Below are 18,438 nucleotides of genomic sequence, written 5' to 3'. Positions count from 1 at the left end.
TTCAGTCGCCGTCAGCGAAGGAAAAACCGGAGCTGAGGCCGATCGCGCCGCCATAACCATCGTTCAATTTGGAGATGATATCCTTGCCCTCGGCCAGAAGCGTGTCGAGTTTTTGGCGTTCGCCCTCATCACCCACGGCCTTTTCGAGGTCCGGCGTCACGCTGCCGGCTGTTGCCGCCATGGCTGTCAGCTGCGCGTCGATCGCAGCCACGACCGGCCTGTCCTTCTCCGGCAGCAGATCGACCATGTTTGAAGTTGCCAGAAGCGATTTCAGGCTTTCGATATTGGCGATGACCGAAGGCCACGTGGTCTGCGAACGCCAGAACAGCGCCTGCTTGGGAAACTTTGCCTTGTCTGGTCCCTTGTAAAAGGTCTCGATACGCTGGTCGCGCACGGCTTCCGCGCCATGCACGAGAATGCCAAGCAGCGCCGTCATCGCCTCGCCGCCGGTGCGGAAGGCGGGATTGTCCGGTCCCGGCTCTTCCCAGGCTTTCTGGATGCCGTCGGGCGCATCCCATATGCCGGAGACTTCCTCCGCCACATTGGCGATGTTGCCGGCAACGGCGGCAGCATAACGGCAACGAAAGCTGTTCTCTTCTGCCGTCGCCAGCGACTGTGCATCGGTGCCGAACAGCAGATATTCCAGTGCGCCCAAACCTTGGGTGGCCACGCTCTTGGTGCCGAGCGTTTTGGGATCGGTGGCGGTCTCGTCGGATTTGGAAAGTACCGCCTGCACCTGTTTCAGACCGGTGCTTTTTCGGTCGGGGTAAAACAGGATGCGCTCGAAGCGGTTCTGTTCGATAATCGGGCCGGTGCGGACAATCTCGATATGCGCCCAGCTTTTCGCCGTATCGCGAAACGCCTGCTGCGCCGCCTTGTAATTAGCGTCCGAAGGTTCGGCACACAGCGTGCCAACGACCTTTGTCGTGGATGCGGCAGACGCAGCAAAGGCGTCGTAACCCGGCTTGATAAAACCATCGACCGCCGCCGTCATCACCGCCTTCACCTTGGCCTCGGGCAGGGTCACCGCCGGGGCGGCCTCCTGCGCCAAAACGGTGGCCGGCATCAGAAGGGCAAGGCTGGCGGCGAAAATTTTGCGCATTTACAGCGACTCCAGGAAGGTGATGAGGGCTTGGCGATCGTCTTTCGGCAGGGCGGCAAAGGCATTGCGTGCCGCTTCCGCCTCGCCGCCGTGCCAGAGCACCGCTTCGGTCAGGTTTCTCGCGCGGCCATCGTGCAGGAAGAACGTGTGGTTGTTGACGGTTTTCGTCAAGCCGATGCCCCAGAGCGGCTGGGTGCGCCATTCGCGGCCATCGGCATCGCCCACCTGCTGGCCATCGGCAAGGCCTTCGCCCATATCGTGCAGCAGGAAGTCTGAGTAGGGCCAGATCAGCTGAAATGCCTGCGCCTTGTTGCCGGCATCGCGCCGCGTCACGAATTTTGGTGTGTGACAGCTGGTGCAGCCGGATGTGTAAAACATTTCCTTGCCGCGCAGAACGGCCGGGCTGTCGATGTCGCGGCGGGCTGGCACGGCCAGATTTTCGGAGTAGAAGGTAACGAGATCCATCACCGGATCGGGTGCCTCGGTCGGTCCCAGCCGTTCCTGCACGCCGGTCGGCAGTGACAGGCATTTGGTCTGCGCCTGCGTGCAGTCGCCGAAATCGCGCGGTGCATCCGGCGTTGAAATGCCGAGATCACCGGCAAAGGCAGATGAACTCTGGTCGCGGATCGAGGCATTCTGGGCCTTGAAGCCGAACCGTCCAAGCTTCAATTCGCCGGTGCGATGATCGCGCACAAAAGCCGGTTTGCCGGAAATGCCGTCCTCATCTCTGTCGTCCGGGTCGGCGTTCGCCAGAATATCCGCTTCATGGATCGCCTGCACCAGTCCAAGCCCGATCATCGGTGGCGAAACGCGCGGTGATAGCGTCGTGTCGGGATACATCGGCCCGTAACCGAGGTCGGAGACGGAATAGGTCGGCTTGCGCAGCGACATCGTTTCACCGCCCGCCAGCTCCACCGGAACCTCTTCGTAAGTGACAACCATCCGGCCTTCGATGGCGAGATCCTGCACGGCGAGATCCTGCAACTGCTCACCATAGACCGGGTCGGGAAAATTCAGCACCTTGCGGGCAGCGACTGCTGTCTTTTCGGTCTCGGTTCTGGCCGGTCGCGCCAGCCGCAAAAACATCGAGGTGGCATCCGGTGCACCTTCCGGCGGATGGCCACGACCATCCTTGAGGTGACAGCTCTGACAGCCGCGTGCGTTGAACAGGGGGCCGAGCCCATCCGATGCCTGTGTCGAAGACGGTGCTGCCACCCAGAGCTTGGTGAACAACGCATTGCCGATCTTGAATTTTTCCTCCTCCTGAAAGGTCAGGTTGGTGGAAAAATGCGAAAAGATATTGCCGTTGACGGTGGCCTTGGTGGTCGCGGCTCCGCCCTGCATGGTTTCGAACTGTTCGGGCCTGGAAAAACCATCGGTCGGACGCGTGACGCTGTCTACGCGTTTGCGATCCTTTGGCGTGAGATCGGTGCGTTCCAGGGGCATGACGGGGGTGCCGCCCGAAGGCGCATCCTGTGCTGAAACGGCCGAGATCACCAGCGGAGACAACAGAACGGGCGCACCGGCAAGAACCGGCAGCACCAGAAGCAATGCCCTCGACGTCTTCATGGAACGGAACTCACATAACGGGGTGGATCGCGACGCAACGCGCATGGCAGCGAACAATTCGCCTCATGCGGGCACGATCCGACATTTTCATGGCATCCGCGACAAGCATCTTGTCGCGGATGCCTGAGCTTGGACTGCTTACTTGAAGACGGCGTCCGGGTTGTCGAGGCTGTCGGAGCCTTCGAGCGAAACTGAGCCGAGATCGAGCGTGGTGATTACCCGTTCGATCGTCTTGGTCTGGTCGATCAGGCCGTCGATCGCCTTCTGCACCACGGCGTTGCCGTCTTTGTTACCGTCGCCGATCATCTGGTCATAGGCTTCGGTTTTGGCGCGATCGGCCATGGCATTCATTGCCGCCAACGTCGCGTTCAGCTTGGCCGTCATCTCGCTGTCGATCTTGGCGTCCTTGGCCTTGACCAGATCCGAGATCGACGGGCCGGTCATCTTGGTGCCGTCGACGCGGGTATAGTTGCCAGTATAAGCGGCTGCGATGCCGACCGCGTCGTTCAGGTGCGAGGCATGGGTGTTGTCGGAGAAGCAATCATGCTCTTCTTCCGGATCGTGCAGCAGCAGGCCGAGCTTCATGCGTTCACCGGCGAGTTCGCCGTAGGAGAGCGAACCCATGCCGGTCAGGATGGCGGTCAGGCCGGCCTTCGGATCGGCCTCGACGTTCTTGGTGGCTTCGCCAGCCGGGGCCCAGGCATCGACCATTTCCTGCAGATCCTTGATCAGCAGCGTCGATGCTGCCTTCAGATAGTCGCCGCGGCGGTCGCAATTGCCATTGGTGCAATTGGCCTTGTCATAGTCGGTGTAAGGGCGCTCACCGGCACCAGCCTCCGTGCCATGCAGATCCTGGCCCCAGAGCAGGAATTCGATGGCGTGGTAACCGGTCGCCACATTGGCCTCGACCTCGCCGGCTTCCTGCAGGCTCTCCAGCAGTTCCGGCGTAATCTTCTTGGCGTCGATCGTCTCGCCGTTCACCGTCAGTGTCGGGTGGCCGATGATATTGGCGGTGTAATAGGCGTTGGAATCGCTTTCGGTGCCGTAGGAGGCATCGACGTAGTCGATCAGTCCCTCATCCAGCGGCCAGGCGTTGACCTTGCCTTCCCAGTCGTCGACGATCGGATTGCCGAAACGATAGACTTCGCTCTGCTGGTAGGGCACGCGGGCGGCGATCCAGGCCGCGCGGGCAGCCTTCAGCGTATCGTCGCCTGGTTTGGCGATCAATGCGTCGATGGCGGCATCCAGTGCCTTGGCCGTCGTCAGCGAATCTTCGTATTTGGCATGCGCCACATCGGCGTAATGCTTGATCACGGCCGCCGGTTCGGTTGCGGCAAAGGCCGCCGAGGCGGAAAGCAGCGCAAACGTGGCGCCGAGCAAGGTTTTGCGGATCATCGTCCCTCCTGATGCAGCCTGTTGATCGCAAGGCTGCGAGACGGTTTTCATCGCGCTTTTGTTAACTTGTGTCAAACAATCTAGTTTGGAGTATTTCCAAACAGCAGCATGTGCTTGAACGGCCTGTGTTATCGGCCGTTCAAGCCATGTTTCAGAGGCAGAAATCAGCCCTTGCGACGCATGCGGCAGAAGAAGAAGCCGTCCGTATCCGTCGAAGCCGGCGTGAGCGTCAGCGTGGCGGTGTCACGCGAATGCGGGCGCGGTGCATTTTCGCCGAACAGCGCATCCCATGCCGGTGCTGCGGGCTCGATCGAAAACTCGGGATTGTTTTCCGCAAACCGCTTGGCTTGAAGATCGTTTTCTTCCGGCAGGACCGAGCAGGTGACATAGATCAGCGTGCCACCCGGTTTGACGTAAACGGCGGCCTCGGCAAGCGCTTCCTGCTGCTGGCCGGTGCGCTCCTCGATATTCTTCTGGGTCAGCCGCCATTTGGTGTCCGGGCGGCGGCGCCATGTGCCGGTGCCGGTGCAGGGCGCATCGACAAGCACGGTATCGAGTTTTGCCTTGAGGTTCTCCATGCGGCGCACATCGTCATGAACTTGTGCGTTGCGCACGCCGGCGCGCTTCAGGCGCTCGATGATCGGCGCCAGCCGCTTGCGGTCGGTATCATAGGCGTGGATCTGCCCCTTGTTATGCATGGCAGCCGACATGGCGAGCGTCTTGCCGCCACCACCGGCGCAATAGTCCAGAACCTGCGCGCCCTCGGCCGGCATGACCAGATCGGCAACGATCTGCGAACCTTCGTCCTGAACCTCGAACCAGCCTTTCTGGAACGAAAGCTCGGCCGTGACGTTGGGTAGACGTGACGGGCCTTCACCGGCGGCGATGCGCACGCCGTTACGGGCAATAGGCGAAGCACTGGCGCCGGAGCGGTCGAGCGCCTTCACCACCTTGTCTCGCGACGCCTTTAATGTGTTGGCGCGCAGATCAAGCGTCGGGCGCCCGGCCAGCGCCTGGGCTTCCTTCAGCCACTCCTCGCCGAAACCGGCTTCGAAGGATGGCTGCACCCAGTCGGGAATATCGCCCTGAATGTGGAGCGGGGCGTCGGCAAGGTCGCGGGAGAGAAGCGGCTCGAAGGAAGGCAGGGCGGGAGCGAACTTGTCGTCTTCCAGTTCGGCCGCCAGCGTCTCGGGTGTAAAACCCCACTGGCGGATCAGAACGGCGAAGGCAAGTGCGGTCGGGCTGTCGTCTTCCATCAGCCAAGCATGCGACAGGCGCATGCGCAGCGCATCATAGACGATATTGCCGATCGCGGCGCGGTCGCCTGATCCGGCAAACCGATGGGCAAGGCCCCAGTCCTTGAGGGCATCGGCGACAGGGCGCCTGCGCGCCTCGATGTCGGCCAGTACTTCTATTGCCCCGGCTACTCGTCCGCCCAGTCGCATATCAAACTCCGTATCGGTTGAACCCGTATGGCCGGGGTCCTACCGGGGTTTGAGAGACAGGGCAAGGGGCGGCCGGAAAGCGGCTGATGGATCAGCCTTCCTTGGCGCCCTTAGCCGCGACCTTCTGGTTGCCGCCGTCGACGATCTGATAGCAGACCTGTGCGGTGCCGGAAGAGACCATGCCGATGTTCCTGGCGGCGGCCTTGGAAACGTCGATGATGCGGCCACGAATGAATGGGCCACGGTCGTTGATGCGCACGACGACGCTTTTGCCGTTGCGCTTGTTGGTCACCAGAACCTTGGTGCCGAAGGGCAGCGAACGATGGGCGGCGGTCATGAGGCTGGCGTTCATCCGTTCACCGGATGCGGTTTTGGAGGTGAGTGCATACCAGGAGGCATGTCCACAACCGGGCGCAGCATTTGCCTGCGCAGCACCGAGACAGCTGATAGCAGCCACGGCAGCTGCGATGGAAAGTGAGCGTCGGACGAAGTTCAAATCGGAGTATCCCCAGTGGTCGAAGAGCCGCACTTGCGGTGGGCGACGCTAAGGCAGGGGCAAAAAAGGCGAAAAAGTGGGCTTTTCGATCACGGAATATTTCACACGTTAACATGCGTGATGAATCTGCAGGTTGCCAAATCGTTAACGGACACGCAAGAATCGCAGTAAAATCAGTAAAAACCGCAAAACCATTCCGATTGTCATGCGGTTGTCACAGTGATCACAAAAATCGCGAAAAAAATTTTGCGCGACGGCGATTTTTGCTGCCCAATTTGCGGAATTTTTGTGAGGCGCTGCCCATATTCTTAAGAATTTATGACCTGAGAGGCGGCCTTGGAAGGAAATTTCATCCGTTCTTGCGGCTTTTACGGAGCGGCGTCAGGACGGTAGATCAGCCTTTCCAGCGGCCGGATGACCACAGTTCTGACAGCGATGCGCGGTAATCGCGGTGTGAAAATTGAAATCCAAGGTTGCGTATGGCGGCATTGGAAATTCGTTTGTTGTCGCCATAAAAGGACCGCGCCATGGGGCGCATTTCAGCGGTTTCGAAGGCCTGTTCCGGCGGTGGTTCCACGCCCATCAGGCGCGCCGCTTCCGTCACAACATCTTGCGGCGGTGCAGGCTCGTCATCAGTGATGTTGAAGATGCCGTTGGTATTCGATGATGCGAGGAACAGCGTTGCCGCTGCAATATCCTCGACGCGGATACGATTGAAAACCTGATCCTTCTTGATGATGCGATGTGCCGTGCCGCGGGCCAGATTGACGAAGGCATTGCGACCGGGACCATAGATGCCGGCCAGCCGCAGAATGGCGATCGGAATATCGGCCGCCTGTCCTGCCTCCTGCCATGCGCGTTCGGCGGCGACACGTTCGAGCGCACGCGCCGATTTCGGATGGCACGGCGTTGTTTCGTCCACCCAAGCACCGTCGTGATTGCCGTAAACGCCGACGGTCGACAGGTATCCGACCCAGGTCAAAGCCGGAAACCATTCCTTAAGATCGCGATGGGTCAATCGCAGCAGGCTGTCACCTTCGGCGCCGGGCGGAATGGACTGCACAAGATGCGTGGCCGTGCGCATGGAGCGGCGCAGTTCGGGCGAAAAATTCTCACCACCATATATATAAGGAGTGATGCCCCGGCTGCCGAGTTCGGGGAGCTTATCGGCGCTGCGGGTGGTACCGAACGCGGCCTTGCCTCCGGCCAAGGTTTCCGTGCCAATAGCCTGCCCGGAATAACCCGCACCAAAGATCAGCACCTGCATCACGCCCCTCCTGCCATTTTCCATTCCGCTTCGACCTCGGCATCCTCATCGATAACGCGATCGGACGCAAACCGTTCGAATTCGTCTTTCGTCATCAGTTGCGACAATGCCCAGATGGCCATGGCGCGCACAGTGGGTGCAGCATCGCGCGACAGAATCGTGCAAGTCTCGATAAAATTGCGGTCGCCCGAGTTGCCGGCAGCGATCAGCACGTTGCGCACAAACCGGTCGCGACCAATACGTTTCACCGGCGAGCCACTAAAAAAGCTGCGGAACTGCGCGTCGTCCAGTGTCAGCAGGAAGGCGAGCGACGGCTCCTTCAGGTCTTCGCGGGCCTGCAGTTTCATCTCGCTGGCACTTGCCGCAAACTTGTTCCACGGACAGGCGGCCAGACAGTCGTCGCAGCCATAGATGCGGTTGCCGATCAGTGGGCGAAATTCATGGGCGATCGGTCCCTTGTGCTCGATCGTCAGGTAGGAAATGCAGCGCCGCGCATCGATCTGGTAGGGTGCCGGAAAAGCGTTGGTAGGGCAGGCGTCGAGACAGGCGCGGCATTTGCCGCAATGGTCGCGCTCGGCCTCGTCGAAATCCAGATCGGCCGTCGTAAAAAGGCTGCCGAGAAACAGCCACGAGCCATGCGTGCGGCTGACGAGATTGGTATGCTTGCCTTGCCAGCCGAGACCGGCGGCAGCGGCCAGCGGTTTTTCCATCACCGGCGCGGTATCAACGAACACTTTGACATCGACCCCGGCGCGAGCAGCGAAGCGCGTGGCGATTTCCTTCAGCCGCCCCTTGATGACGTCATGGTAATCGCGATTGCGGGCGTAAACGGAGATGTTGCCCTTGTCGGGTTTTGCGAGCAGGCTGCGAGGGTCCTCGTCCGGACCATAGTTCATGCCGAACATCACGATCGAGCGCACATCGCTCCACAGCACTTTGGGATCACCGCGGCGTTCGCGCGTTTCTTCCATCCACGCCATCGTGCCATGCCGTCCGGCCTCAACAAATTCGACAAGGCGGGCAGGGGCGTGTGGAATGCTGTCAGGTGAAGTGATGCGACAGAGATCGAAGCCGAGGGCTTCAGCTTCCGTCTTGATCAGCGCCGTCAGCTTGCCAGCGCGTAGGCGGTCCTTTTCCGAGCGGCCGTCCTGCTGCGCCGGGGCATCTGCCCCTGCAACATCGGGCTTTGTCTCAGAAGTCGAGATCCGCATAATGGGACACCGGGGTTAGGCCGCGGACACGTTCCGCCAGAAGCGGCCGGAAGGAAGGCCGCGATTTCAGCCTCTGATACCATTCCTTGGCGATCGGTGTCTCCTGCCAATCGATCTCGCCGAGATAGTCGAGCACTGAGATCGAGGCGGCAGCTGCGAGATCGGCATAGGACAGCCGTTCGCCGGCAAGCCATGGCCGCGAACCCGCTAGCCAGGACAGATATTTCATATGCTGGCGAATGTTGGCGCGCGAGGTGCGCAGCACTTTCGAATCCGGTGCGCCGCCGCCCTGTGCCGCCGTCATCTGCAGCTTGTAGGCGCGTTCGCGCGTCAAGGGCAGCGTCACGTCGCGTTCCATCTTCACAAGAAACCATTCGGTCAGACGGCGGATTTCGGCGCGCTGAAATGGATCTTCGGCCAGCAGTCGGCGCTCGCGCTTCAATACGCCATGGGTTTCGTCGAGAAATTCGAGCAGCACATTCGGGCCGCTCAGCACCCGCATATTGTCATCGACATAAACGGGCAGTGTGCCGGCCGGATTGAGGGCCAGAAATTCCCGACGCTTTTCCCAGGTTTGCTCTTCCACGAGATCGGTCTGGAAACCGTATTCGGCAAGGATAAGCCGCACGAACCGGGAGGCAGACGACATGGGGTGATGATAGAGCGTGGGCATCGGTACTCGATTGTTGGTACTGCAATTATCAGCGGAAGTCGGAGATGACCTCCAAGTCCCGAATGTGGCTGACATAAGGCGATGCCGCCTAATTACCAGACCAAGCGGCCAGAACGGCAATTCTCATCATTTTAAGTTAATTTTTCTAACAAATGATCAAGAATGCGGCGGTGCCGTTAACCGTGCCGATCCCGTCGGCTTCCGCCCAAAGAAAAAGGGCGAGCGGCACGCCACTCACCCTTTATGTTCTGAAACAGATGTCTCTGCTCAGTGAGCAATTGAACCGGTGCTGCAGGGGTCGACGCCGTAGGCCGGAGCGCAAGAACCCTTGTTGGCGGCAACCGTACCGGGCGCCATGAATGAACCTGCGAGGATGATCAGTGCCGCACACGCAAAAAACAGTGCGATGGACTTGCCCATGGAATTTGGCCTTTCGGAGGAAGGTACGTCTGTCACGGTGGGAATGTCTTTCCTGAAATCCTGAAGCCCGGGATTTATTCGGCGGATTTCAAAGATACAATAGGGGATTCTACTGAATCTGCGGTTAACGCGATGCTATTTCGCAATGCGTGGTTTGTGCCACACTGTGCCGCAACATAAATGTGCAAAGCGCAGGCATTGTCTGCCTGCGCTCATTGTTTCGCCGTATTTTGAAAAGCTCAGGCAGCCTTGCCAGTATTGGTGAACTGACCTTGCGGGCGGTAATGCACCACGTAATGCGGCAGCACGTTGCTCAGCAGTGTCGGCTGGATGCCGATGCCGGAAAGCGTGCGGTCTTCGGTCTTGGCGGCGTCCGACACGACAGTGTCCGTCTTCAGCAGCGTGACCTGATCACCCGTCAGCGGCGGGGTTATCAACGGAACCGACTGCGCGATCTTGCCGATCAGCGAGGCAATGCCGAAGGGCAGTGAAACGAAGCTGCGTTTGCGACAGGTGACGCGCAAAATGGTCTCGAGACAGTTGCGGAAGGTCATGACTTCCGGGCCACCCAGTTCATAGGTTTTGCCGGTTGCTACCTTGCCGTCAACGGAGCGCGCGACAGCTTCCGCCACATCACCAACGAAAACCGGCTGGAATTTTGTCTTGCCACCGCCGATCAGCGGCAGGAAGGGCAGGTTGCGGGCCATGGCGGCAAACTTGTTGAAGAAATTGTCTTCCTTGCCGAACACGATCGACGGGCGAAGGATCACCGCGTCGGGCAGGGCATCCAGAATGGCGACTTCAGCGCGTCCCTTGGAGCTTGCATAGGTGGACGCAGATTTCGGGTCGGCGCCAATAGCGGAGATATGGGTCAGTTTGGCGCCGGCGGCAGCTGAGGCTTCGGCTATGGCCTTGACACCCAGATCCTGCACGGCGTCGAACTTGTTCTTGCCGCTTTCGAACAGGATGCCGACGCAGTTGACCACATGCGAGGCACCGGCAACGGCGCGCTCCACGGATTGCCGGTTGCGCAGGTTGGCCTGCATCAGCGCGATCTGGCCGGGATAACCGTCAGGCCGCAGGAAACCGGCGAGGTCCGGGCGGCGAACCGCGACGCGAATACGGTAACCACGCTTGGCCAGTGCCCGCACCACATATCGCCCCACAAAGCCCGAACCTCCAAAGACGGTGACGAGTGGCGGAAGATTGGACACGGTCATGGCATGCTCCGGGAATGGGCCTGTGGCGGGTTGTCGCACTCTCTTAGCCGAAACGCGACGGCAGGTGAAGTGGTTGCGTAGCGCTGGCGGACGCAATGTCCGGCATCGCCTTCAAGAATGCGGGATCGTTCGAGTTGCACCTTGATCTTGCGCAAAAACAATCGCGTCCTCTCAAGGCGCTGTTTCGGTCAGACGCCTTCGACGACGAGCATATCGGCATCCGCCACTTCTTGTCGGATTTTGGCGGCGGCCTGATATTCCGGCGAGTTGTAGCAATCGATCGCGGCCTGAACGGATGGGAATTCGATCACGACATTGCGGCTGCGCGCCTCGCCTTCAAGGTGGCTCACCGGCCCGCCACGGGCCAGAAAATTCGCGCCAAACCGCTCGAAGGCCGGTTTGGCCGTCGCCACGTAATCCTTGTAGCGCTCGGCATCGCGCACATCGACGCGGGCAATCCAGTATCCCTTCGGCATTGTCGTCTTCTCCCCCTGTTCGACGCTCAGGCGTCGTTTGCAGGCCACAGAGCCTGCCGCATCTCTTCCAGAATGGCGTCCGCCGCCGCTTTCGGTTCCTCAGCTTTCACGATCGGGCGGGCAACCACAAGATGGGTCGAGCCGGCCTTCAGTGCGTCATAAGGCGTCACCACACGTTTCTGGTCGCCGGCGTCAGCGCCCTTGGGGCGAATGCCCGGTGTCACGATCGCCATGCCGGAATTGCCGAGGATGTCGGCAACGACCGAGGATTCTTCCGCCGAACAGACGATGCCGCCCATGCCGGCTTCGCGTGCCTGTGTCGCGCGAATGCGCACCAGTTCTTCCGGCGTGTGGGCATAACCGGCTTCGGTCAGGTCTGCGGCATCCATCGAGGTCAGCACCGTTACGCCGAGAAGGCAGAGGTCGGAACCCTTCGCTGCTTCCACGGCAGCCCGCATCGCTTTCGGATAGGCATGCAGCGTCAACATGGTCATGCCCATGCCGGCAATCGCCTCGACGCCCTTTGCCACCGTGTTGTCGATATCCAGCAGCTTCATGTCGAGAAAGACCTTTTTGCCGTCTTTCGCGAGATCACGGGCCAGTTCGAGGCCGCCGATAAAGGCCAGCTGGTGGCCGATCTTGTAGAAGGAAACGCTGTCGCCGAGCGTCGCAACCATCGCTTCGGCTTCGGAAATGGTGGGAATGTCCAGGCCTACGATCAGTCGGTCACGCGCGCTCATGGTTCAAACTCCCTGCCAGATATCGATAGGGGTCCAGTCGCATGAGATGGCGCGGTTCGCAAGATCAAAGCAGAAGAGATTGCCGCCGCCGGCCGGCTGGTCGCCATCGCGTGCGATCGGTTTGCCGGCGAGATGACATTTCAGAAGCGTGCCGACGCCGCCATGGCCGACAAAGGCGATCGGCATGTCCGGGTTGTGATCCGACAGGATGCGCTCGACGGCCGAAACGATACGGGCTTGTGCGTCAACCGCCCGCTCCCAGCCTCGAAAGCTCTCCTGTGGGTTGGCAAAAAACCAGGCGGCAGCCTTTTCGAATTCCGGTTGCGTCAGAAACCCGGTTGCCGAGCGGTCATTCTCATGTGTGTCCGGCGCGATCATGATCGGGATGTCGTTGGCGGCCGCCAGGATCTCCGCCGTCTCGATCGCCTTGGTCTCGTCGCTGGCAACGATGCGCCCCAGCTGCTTTGCCCAGTCGGAGCGGGCGGCCTGTTCGGCCCGTGCCCGCCCGATATCGGATAGCCCCCACAGCGGCACCGGCACGGTGGGGTCGATCCGCACCTGCGGATGGGTGATGTAGAGCGCGAAGCCCACGCGCGTCAGCCGCGGGTGTAAACCCAAAGCTGGGCCGGCGGGATGTTGCGAACGACAAAGTCGTAGTGCTTGATCTTGTAGCTGCTCGGTTTGGCGATAACGGGAGACACCGGTCCGTAGGTGATCTGGATCACCGGGCGGCCGACCGGCATGCGGTTCAGAAGGTCCTCGATCAGCGCGATACGGCGCTCCATTGGAAAGCTCAACAGCGGAATGGCGGAAATGACGCTGTCGAAGATCACGCTGTTCTTGTCACCGAGCGTCTTGTCCAGATCGAAGGCGTCGCCATTGATGAAGTGAACGCCTTCATAGGTCTTGATCAGGCTCTGGTAGAAATCCGTCGAGAACTCGATCGAAACCAGATTTTCCGGCGCAATGCCGCGCTCGAGGATCGCCTTGGTGATGACGCCGGTGCCCGGGCCGAGTTCGAGAACCGGCAGGCCGGACGATGGATTGATGACGCTCGCCATGCGCTTGGCGGTAACGGAGGAGGTGGGGCAGATCGCGCCGACGCTTTTCGGGCCGTCCATCCAGCCTTTAAAGAAACGGATTTCCTCGTCAAACTTGCGGCCGAGCCGTTCCTTCAAACGTAGTTCCATCCGTGAAGTCTCCTCGTTGTTTCGCAGCGTTTTATGTGGGCGCAAATGTCGCCAAAACAAGGCAAAATGTCGCTTCTGGAAATTACCATGAAAAAAGGCGGTCATCTCTGACCGCCTTTACCAATCTCTGGGCAATCCTAGACGCGCATCGGCATCAAGACATAGAGCGCATCGTCGCCCGCTGTGTCGCGCACGAGCGTTGGAGAACCGGCATCCGCCAGCATGAAGATGGCGTCGTCACCCGAAAGCTGGGCGGTGATATCTAGCAAGTACTTGGCGTTGAAGCCGATTTCCATCGGATCGTTTTCGTAACCGACGGCAACTTCTTCGGTCGCGCTACCCGAATCCGGGTTGTTGACGGTCAGCGTCAGCTGGCCTTCCGTCAGCGCCAGCTTCACGGCGCGACCACGTTCCGAAGAAATGGTCGAGACGCGGTCGACCGCGCGTGTAAAGCTTTGGCAATCGACGCGCATTTCCTTGTCGTTGCCGGTCGGGATGACGCGTTGGTAATCCGGGAAAGTGCCGTCGATCAGCTTGGAGGTCATCAGGATCTCGCCGATCGTCAGGCGGATCTTTGCGTCCGACAGTTCGATCGTGACAGTGAGGTCGGGGTTGTCGACCAGCTTCTGCAACTCACCGACCGTCTTGCGCGGAATGATGATGCCCGGCATGCCTTCCGAACCGGACGGCGCTTCCACATCAGCGCGGGCCAGACGATGACCATCGGTCGCCACTGCGCGCAGCTTCAGCGCGCCACCGGCTTCGATCGTGTGGAAGAAGATGCCGTTGAGGTAATAACGGGTTTCTTCCGTCGAGATCGCAAACTGCGTGCGCTCGATCAGCATTTTGAGATCGGTCGCCTTCAGCTTGAACGTATGGCTGAACGTGCCGGCGGTCAGGTCCGGGAAGTCGGATTCCGGCAGGCACTGCAGCGAAAATTTCGAACGGCCGGACTGCACGGTCATCGAGCCGCCATCAGGCGTGGTGGCCAGCATCACTTCGGAACCATCCGGCAGCTTGCGGACGATTTCATAAAGCAGATGCGCCGGAACGGTGGTGGCGCCTGCCTGCTCGACCATGGCCGGAACGCCCTCGGTAATTTCCAGATCGAGGTCGGTTGCCTTCAGTTCGAGGTTCGCGCCGGACGCGCGCATCAGAACGTTCGACAGGATCGGGATCGTGTTCCGGCGCTCGACCACGCGGTGAACGTGGTTCAGCGATTTCAGAAGGTTGGATCGCTCAAGAGTAATACGCATGGACGCTATCGCTTTCGACCGTGCCGGACCGGAGACCGGGCCGTATGTTATTGTCGTCCGCCCAGGAGGGGATGGATGTGGACGGGCAAAATGGCAGAGTTTTGTTCGCAAGCGCAAGAGGGAGACTGTCTGCGGCTGCACCATTTCGGCGTTGCATCCGATGATGCGCACAGAAAAGCGGAGCTTGCTGCGGCTTGCCGAAGCCCAACGTGTCGATCATAAAGGCGAAAAGACGGAATGAAAGTGAGAACGCAGTGACCGAAGAGACAAAGACGGCAATGCGCGGTTATCGGGTCGCGAACACATTCGTGCCCGCCCGCCCGCTGGAACCTGCGCTCTATCTGGTCGCAACCCCAATCGGCAATCTCGGGGATATCACGCTTCGCGCCCTCGAAACGCTGTCCGGCGCCGATGTTCTTGCCTGCGAGGATACCCGCGTCACCCGCGTGCTGCTCGACCGTTTCGGCATCGTCAACAAGCCTTACGCCTATCACGAGCACAATGCCGATGAGGTCGGGCCAAAGCTGCTGGCGGCACTTGAAGGCGGCAAGTCGGTGGCGCTGGTCTCCGATGCCGGCACGCCACTTGTCTCCGATCCCGGTTACCGTCTCGGTCAGCTGGCCATCACCGCCGGTTTCCGCGTTGTGCCCATTCCGGGTGCTTCGGCGCCGCTTGCCGCACTGGTCGGTTCCGGCCAGCCGTCCGATGCCTTTCTGTTTGCCGGTTTCTTGCCGGTGAAAGAAAAGGGCCGCCGCGACCGTCTCGCGGAATTGTCGAAAATCCCGTCGACGTTGATCTTTTTCGAAAGCCCGCACCGTATTGCCGCGACGCTTTCCTCGGCCGCGGATGTGCTGGGCCGGGAACGCGAAGCCTGCGTCTGCCGTGAATTGACCAAGACATTCGAAGAGTTCCGGCGCGGCACGCTCGGTGAACTGGCTGACCATTATAATGGCGACGACATCACGGTGAAGGGCGAGATCGTGCTTGTCGTCGGTCCGCCGGATTATGATGACGTGCCGGGCGCGGTCGAGGTAGATGTGCTTTTGCGCGAACTCGCGGCCACGATGCAGACATCGAAGGCGGCAGCCGAGGCGGCGCGTCTGACCGGTCTGTCGAAGAAGGATCTTTATCAGCGCCTCATTGCCCTGAAGGGAGAGGATGAGCCCGGCCAGCCAGAAAGCTGATCGGCGGCAAAAACGCCGTCGTGCTGAACGCCGGGGCCATTGGTCCGAATACCTGGCGGCAGCCTTTCTGTTGCTGAAAGGCTACCGCATCCTCGCCATGCGCTACAAGACCAAGGGTGGCGAGATCGATCTCATCGTCCGCAAGCGTGATCTGGTTGTATTTGTGGAGGTCAAGGCGCGGCGGGAAGAAGGTCTGGCCATCGATGCCGTCGGGTATGAAACACAAAGACGTATCCGTTCCGCCTCCGATCAGTGGTTGTCACGCAGGCGTGATGCTCATCTTCTAAGCCTCCGATATGATGTCGTCGCCGTCCTTCCGCGACGTTTTCCCAAACATTTTCAAGAGGTATTCTGAAACAATTGCAATGCTGTGCATGACGGTTAAGTCGCTGTAATCATTCCGTCATGAGTCTGTTATGTAGTTGTCACATAAGGCCACTATCCCTCCCTCACCATTAACTGGCGGAGAGGGGTCTTTCCCATGATGAAGAAGCTTGTTCTGGCTGCAGCCGCAGTCGCATTGTCTGCAACCACGTCGCTTGCCGCGACCGAAGTCACCTGGTGGCACGCCATGGGCGGCGAGCTTGGCAAGAAGCTCGAGGAAGTTGCCCAGAAGTTCAACGAAAGCCAGTCGGAATACAAGGTCGTTCCGGTTTACAAGGGCACCTATCCGGAAACCCTGACGGCCGCCATCGCTGCATTCCGCGCCAAGCAGCAGCCGGCCATCGTTCAGGTTTTCGAAGTCGGCACCGGCACGATGATGGCTGCCAAGGGCGCCGTTTATCCGGTCTACAAGCTGATGGCTGACCAGGGCGAAGCTTTCGACACCAAGTCCTTCCTTGCACCGGTCACCGGCTATTATTCGGATACCGAAGGCAATATCCTGTCTCTGCCTTTCAACTCCTCCACGCCGATCATGTATTACAACAAGGACGTCTTCAAAAAGGCTGGCCTTGACCCGGAAGTTGCCCCGAAGACCTGGGCTGAAGTTGCTGACTTCTCCAAGAAGATCGTCACTTCGGGCGCTGCCAAGTGCGGCTTCACCTCTGCCTGGATCACCTGGGTTCAGACCGAAAACCTCTCGGCCATCCATGACAAGCCGTTCGGCTCGCTCGAGAACGGTTTTGGCGGTTTCGACACCAAGTTCGAATTTAACGGCGACCTTCAGGTCAAGCATTGGGCCAACCTGAAGAAGTGGCAGGACGAGGGCCTCTTCAAGTACGGCGGTCCGGTCGGCGGCGATCAGGCGGCCACCATGTTCTACAGCCAGGAATGCGCCATCACGATGAACTCGTCGGCCGGCCGCGCTGGCGTCATCAACAATGCCAAGAACTTTACCCCGGGCTTTGCTCCGCTGCCTTATTATGACGATGAAACCAAGGAGCCGAAAAACTCCATCATCGGCGGCGCAACGCTGTGGGTCCTGAACGGCAAGGACGATGCGACCTACAAGGGCGTCGCAAAATTCTTCTCCTACCTGTCGAAGCCGGAAGTCCAGGCTGACTGGCACCAGTTCACCGGTTACCTGCCGATCACCAACGCTGCCTACGAGCTTGGTCAGAGCCAAGGCTATTACGAAAAGAACCCGGGCGCCGACGTCTCGATCAAGCAGATCATGCGCGGCACGCCGACCCCGAACTCCAAGGGTGTTCGCTTCGGCAACTTTGCTCAGGTTCGCACCGTCGTGGACGAAGAGTTCCAGGCGCTGCTGGCCGGCAAGAAGGACGCCAAGCAGGCTCTCGACAGCGCCGTCGAACGTGGCGACGCCATCCTGCGCGAGTTCCAGGCTGCCAACTGATCATTGGCTTTGAAATGAGGGAGGGGACCGGCGCTCGCCGGTCCTTTCCTTGTTTGCAGGGTACCGCAACCAGGCGGTGCAGCAACGGCGGACGGACACATGGATACCAAACGCACGACATTCCAGAACAAATGGCTGCCTTACGTGCTTCTCGCACCGCAGCTGTTCATCACTCTGGTCTTTTTCATCTGGCCGGCCGGTCAGGCGGTAAAATCTTCCTTCGAGCGTGAGGATCCGTTCGGTTTTTCCACGGTCTTCGTCGGCATGCAGCATTATGCGCGGCTGATGCAGGATCCGAACTATCTCGACAGCTTTTTGCGCACCGCAGTCTTCGCGGTGGCGGTTACTGTCATCTCGATGTTGCTCGGCCTGCTCTTTGCCGTCGCCGTCGATCGGCTGATGCGCTCGGCGCGCGTCTACACGACGTTGCTGGTCTGGCCCTATGCGGTTGCCCCGGTCGTTGCCGGCGTGTTGTGGTTCTTCCTGTTCAACTCGTCCACCGGCATCCTGCCCTATTACCTGTCCTTCTTCGGCATCAGGTGGGATCACAATCTCAACGGCACGCATGCGATGATCCTGATCATCATCGCTGCCGCCTGGAAGCAGATTTCCTACAATTTCCTGTTCTTCCTGGCCGGCCTGCAATCGGTGCCGCATACGCTGATGGAAGCCGCCGCCATCGATGGTTCCGGCCCGGTCAAGCGCTTCTTCGACATCTCGCTGCCGCTTCTGTCGCCGACGACGTTCTTCCTCTTCATCGTCAACGTCAATTACACGATGTTCGATACGTTCTCGATCGTCGATGCGACCACCGGTGGCGGCCCGGCGCAGTCCACCAATATCCTTGTCTACAAGGTCTATCAGGACGGTTATCTCGGCCTCAACCTCGGTTCGTCCTCGGCCCAGTCGGTGCTTCTGATGCTGATCGTCATCGTGCTCACCTTCGTCCAGTTCCGCTTCGTCGAGCGGCGTGTGCAGTATTGAGGAGCCGGTAAC

19 protein-coding genes are annotated in these 18,438 nt (G+C 59.9%); 4 read left to right on the top strand and 15 right to left on the bottom strand.

Translation table 11 applies throughout. From position 1 onward, the window contains the following. Window position 1 precedes the first annotated feature (1 nt). The 15 genes from ACRQ1B_RS10775 to dnaN all read right to left on the bottom strand — a co-directional run bounded on the left by ACRQ1B_RS10775 (window position 2) and on the right by dnaN (window position 14,460). Window positions 2–1,102, bottom strand: a complete 1,101-nt coding sequence (locus ACRQ1B_RS10775; RefSeq protein ID WP_432293559.1) for an imelysin family protein — start codon at window positions 1,100–1,102, stop codon at window positions 2–4. Further along, complete coding sequence (locus ACRQ1B_RS10770; RefSeq protein ID WP_432293558.1) at window positions 1,103–2,671, bottom strand: di-heme oxidoreductase family protein; 1,569 nt, start codon at window positions 2,669–2,671, stop codon at window positions 1,103–1,105. Window positions 2,672–2,809: 138 nt separating this feature from the next. Further along, window positions 2,810–4,066 carry an imelysin family protein gene (locus ACRQ1B_RS10765; protein ID WP_432293557.1) on the bottom strand — a complete coding sequence of 419 codons (1,257 nt, stop codon included), beginning with the start codon at window positions 4,064–4,066 and terminating at the stop codon, window positions 2,810–2,812. Window positions 4,067–4,230: 164 nt separating this feature from the next. Then, window positions 4,231–5,511 carry an RsmB/NOP family class I SAM-dependent RNA methyltransferase gene (locus ACRQ1B_RS10760; RefSeq protein WP_432293556.1) on the bottom strand — a complete coding sequence of 427 codons (1,281 nt, stop codon included), beginning with the start codon at window positions 5,509–5,511 and terminating at the stop codon, window positions 4,231–4,233. Between the two features lie 91 nt (window positions 5,512–5,602). Beyond that, a complete protein-coding gene (locus ACRQ1B_RS10755; protein WP_432293555.1) occupies window positions 5,603–6,007 on the bottom strand; it encodes a septal ring lytic transglycosylase RlpA family protein in 405 nt (134 codons plus the stop codon). 394 nt (window positions 6,008–6,401) lie between these two features. After that, complete coding sequence (locus ACRQ1B_RS10750) at window positions 6,402–7,274, bottom strand: SDR family oxidoreductase (RefSeq protein WP_432293554.1); 873 nt, start codon at window positions 7,272–7,274, stop codon at window positions 6,402–6,404. Beyond that, a complete protein-coding gene (gene queG, locus ACRQ1B_RS10745; protein WP_432293553.1) occupies window positions 7,274–8,485 on the bottom strand; it encodes a tRNA epoxyqueuosine(34) reductase QueG in 1,212 nt (403 codons plus the stop codon). The genes ACRQ1B_RS10750 and queG overlap by 1 nt, the downstream gene beginning before the upstream one ends. Beyond that, on the bottom strand, window positions 8,466–9,158 hold the full coding sequence (locus tag ACRQ1B_RS10740; protein WP_432293552.1) for a glutathione S-transferase family protein: 693 nt from the start codon (window positions 9,156–9,158) through the stop codon (window positions 8,466–8,468). Before ACRQ1B_RS10740 ends, queG begins: the two co-directional genes overlap by 20 nt. 267 nt (window positions 9,159–9,425) lie before the next feature. Beyond that, window positions 9,426–9,578 (bottom strand): hypothetical protein, encoded by a 153-nt coding sequence (locus ACRQ1B_RS10735; RefSeq protein WP_432293551.1) that lies wholly within the window; start codon window positions 9,576–9,578, stop codon window positions 9,426–9,428. 239 nt (window positions 9,579–9,817) lie between these two features. Further along, complete coding sequence (locus ACRQ1B_RS10730) at window positions 9,818–10,798, bottom strand: complex I NDUFA9 subunit family protein (protein ID WP_432293549.1); 981 nt, start codon at window positions 10,796–10,798, stop codon at window positions 9,818–9,820. Between the two features lie 188 nt (window positions 10,799–10,986). Beyond that, window positions 10,987–11,274 (bottom strand): DUF1330 domain-containing protein, encoded by a 288-nt coding sequence (locus tag ACRQ1B_RS10725; protein ID WP_132276346.1) that lies wholly within the window; start codon window positions 11,272–11,274, stop codon window positions 10,987–10,989. A 26-nt stretch (window positions 11,275–11,300) separates the two neighbouring features. Then, window positions 11,301–12,014, bottom strand: coding sequence for an orotidine-5'-phosphate decarboxylase (pyrF, locus tag ACRQ1B_RS10720; RefSeq protein ID WP_432293548.1), 714 nt, complete (start codon window positions 12,012–12,014; stop codon window positions 11,301–11,303). A gap of 3 nt (window positions 12,015–12,017) precedes the next feature. Next, complete coding sequence (locus tag ACRQ1B_RS10715; protein ID WP_432293547.1) at window positions 12,018–12,605, bottom strand: histidine phosphatase family protein; 588 nt, start codon at window positions 12,603–12,605, stop codon at window positions 12,018–12,020. A gap of 5 nt (window positions 12,606–12,610) precedes the next feature. Further along, window positions 12,611–13,204: a phospholipid N-methyltransferase PmtA gene (pmtA, locus tag ACRQ1B_RS10710; RefSeq protein ID WP_432293546.1), complete on the bottom strand. Its 594-nt coding sequence runs from the start codon at window positions 13,202–13,204 to the stop codon at window positions 12,611–12,613. Between the two features lie 137 nt (window positions 13,205–13,341). Continuing rightward, window positions 13,342–14,460, bottom strand: a complete 1,119-nt coding sequence (gene dnaN / locus ACRQ1B_RS10705; RefSeq protein ID WP_432293545.1) for a DNA polymerase III subunit beta — start codon at window positions 14,458–14,460, stop codon at window positions 13,342–13,344. Between the two features lie 278 nt (window positions 14,461–14,738). On the opposite strand from dnaN, the gene rsmI reads away from it, so the two are divergent. The 4 genes from rsmI to ugpA all read left to right on the top strand — a co-directional run bounded on the left by rsmI (window position 14,739) and on the right by ugpA (window position 18,426). Next, the gene (gene rsmI, locus ACRQ1B_RS10700) at window positions 14,739–15,644 is read left to right on the top strand and encodes a 16S rRNA (cytidine(1402)-2'-O)-methyltransferase (protein WP_432293868.1); all 906 of its coding nucleotides are present in this window, start codon (window positions 14,739–14,741) and stop codon (window positions 15,642–15,644) included. Beyond that, window positions 15,619–15,999: a YraN family protein gene (locus tag ACRQ1B_RS10695; RefSeq protein WP_432293544.1), complete on the top strand. Its 381-nt coding sequence runs from the start codon at window positions 15,619–15,621 to the stop codon at window positions 15,997–15,999. The genes rsmI and ACRQ1B_RS10695 overlap by 26 nt, the downstream gene beginning before the upstream one ends. 126 nt (window positions 16,000–16,125) lie before the next feature. Then, entirely contained in the window at window positions 16,126–17,442 is a 1,317-nt protein-coding gene (gene ugpB, locus ACRQ1B_RS10690) for a sn-glycerol-3-phosphate ABC transporter substrate-binding protein UgpB (RefSeq protein WP_432293543.1), read from the top strand. A gap of 99 nt (window positions 17,443–17,541) precedes the next feature. Continuing rightward, on the top strand, window positions 17,542–18,426 hold the full coding sequence (ugpA, locus tag ACRQ1B_RS10685) for a sn-glycerol-3-phosphate ABC transporter permease UgpA (protein ID WP_432293542.1): 885 nt from the start codon (window positions 17,542–17,544) through the stop codon (window positions 18,424–18,426). Window positions 18,427–18,438 lie beyond the last annotated feature (12 nt).

It is taken from the genome of Endobacterium panacihumi (genome assembly GCF_050847465.1).
Classification (GTDB): Bacteria; Pseudomonadota; Alphaproteobacteria; order Rhizobiales; family Rhizobiaceae; genus Neorhizobium; species Neorhizobium panacihumi.
The sequence above is the reverse complement of the archived record's forward strand: the minus strand, read 5'-3'. Positions and strand labels throughout refer to the sequence as shown.

Bases quoted from the DNA above. Each gene is read 5' to 3' on its own strand.
- ACRQ1B_RS10775 (WP_432293559.1), bottom strand. From the start codon at position 1,102: ATGCGCAAAATTTTCGCCGCCAGCCTTGCCCTTCTGATGCCGGCCACC.
- ACRQ1B_RS10770 (WP_432293558.1), bottom strand. From the start codon at position 2,671: ATGAAGACGTCGAGGGCATTGCTTCTGGTGCTGCCGGTTCTTGCCGGT.
- ACRQ1B_RS10765 (WP_432293557.1), bottom strand. From the start codon at position 4,066: ATGATCCGCAAAACCTTGCTCGGCGCCACGTTTGCGCTGCTTTCCGCC.
- ACRQ1B_RS10760 (WP_432293556.1), bottom strand. From the start codon at position 5,511: ATGCGACTGGGCGGACGAGTAGCCGGGGCAATAGAAGTACTGGCCGAC.
- ACRQ1B_RS10750 (WP_432293554.1), bottom strand. From the start codon at position 7,274: ATGCAGGTGCTGATCTTTGGTGCGGGTTATTCCGGGCAGGCTATTGGC.
- queG (WP_432293553.1), bottom strand. From the start codon at position 8,485: ATGCGGATCTCGACTTCTGAGACAAAGCCCGATGTTGCAGGGGCAGAT.
- ACRQ1B_RS10740 (WP_432293552.1), bottom strand. From the start codon at position 9,158: ATGCCCACGCTCTATCATCACCCCATGTCGTCTGCCTCCCGGTTCGTG.
- ACRQ1B_RS10735 (WP_432293551.1), bottom strand. From the start codon at position 9,578: ATGGGCAAGTCCATCGCACTGTTTTTTGCGTGTGCGGCACTGATCATC.
- ACRQ1B_RS10730 (WP_432293549.1), bottom strand. From the start codon at position 10,798: ATGACCGTGTCCAATCTTCCGCCACTCGTCACCGTCTTTGGAGGTTCG.
- ACRQ1B_RS10725 (WP_132276346.1), bottom strand. From the start codon at position 11,274: ATGCCGAAGGGATACTGGATTGCCCGCGTCGATGTGCGCGATGCCGAG.
- pyrF (WP_432293548.1), bottom strand. From the start codon at position 12,014: ATGAGCGCGCGTGACCGACTGATCGTAGGCCTGGACATTCCCACCATT.
- pmtA (WP_432293546.1), bottom strand. From the start codon at position 13,204: ATGGAACTACGTTTGAAGGAACGGCTCGGCCGCAAGTTTGACGAGGAA.
- dnaN (WP_432293545.1), bottom strand. From the start codon at position 14,460: ATGCGTATTACTCTTGAGCGATCCAACCTTCTGAAATCGCTGAACCAC.
- rsmI (WP_432293868.1), top strand. From the start codon at position 14,739: ATGCGCGGTTATCGGGTCGCGAACACATTCGTGCCCGCCCGCCCGCTG.
- ACRQ1B_RS10695 (WP_432293544.1), top strand. From the start codon at position 15,619: ATGAGCCCGGCCAGCCAGAAAGCTGATCGGCGGCAAAAACGCCGTCGT.
- ugpB (WP_432293543.1), top strand. From the start codon at position 16,126: ATGATGAAGAAGCTTGTTCTGGCTGCAGCCGCAGTCGCATTGTCTGCA.
- ugpA (WP_432293542.1), top strand. From the start codon at position 17,542: ATGGATACCAAACGCACGACATTCCAGAACAAATGGCTGCCTTACGTG.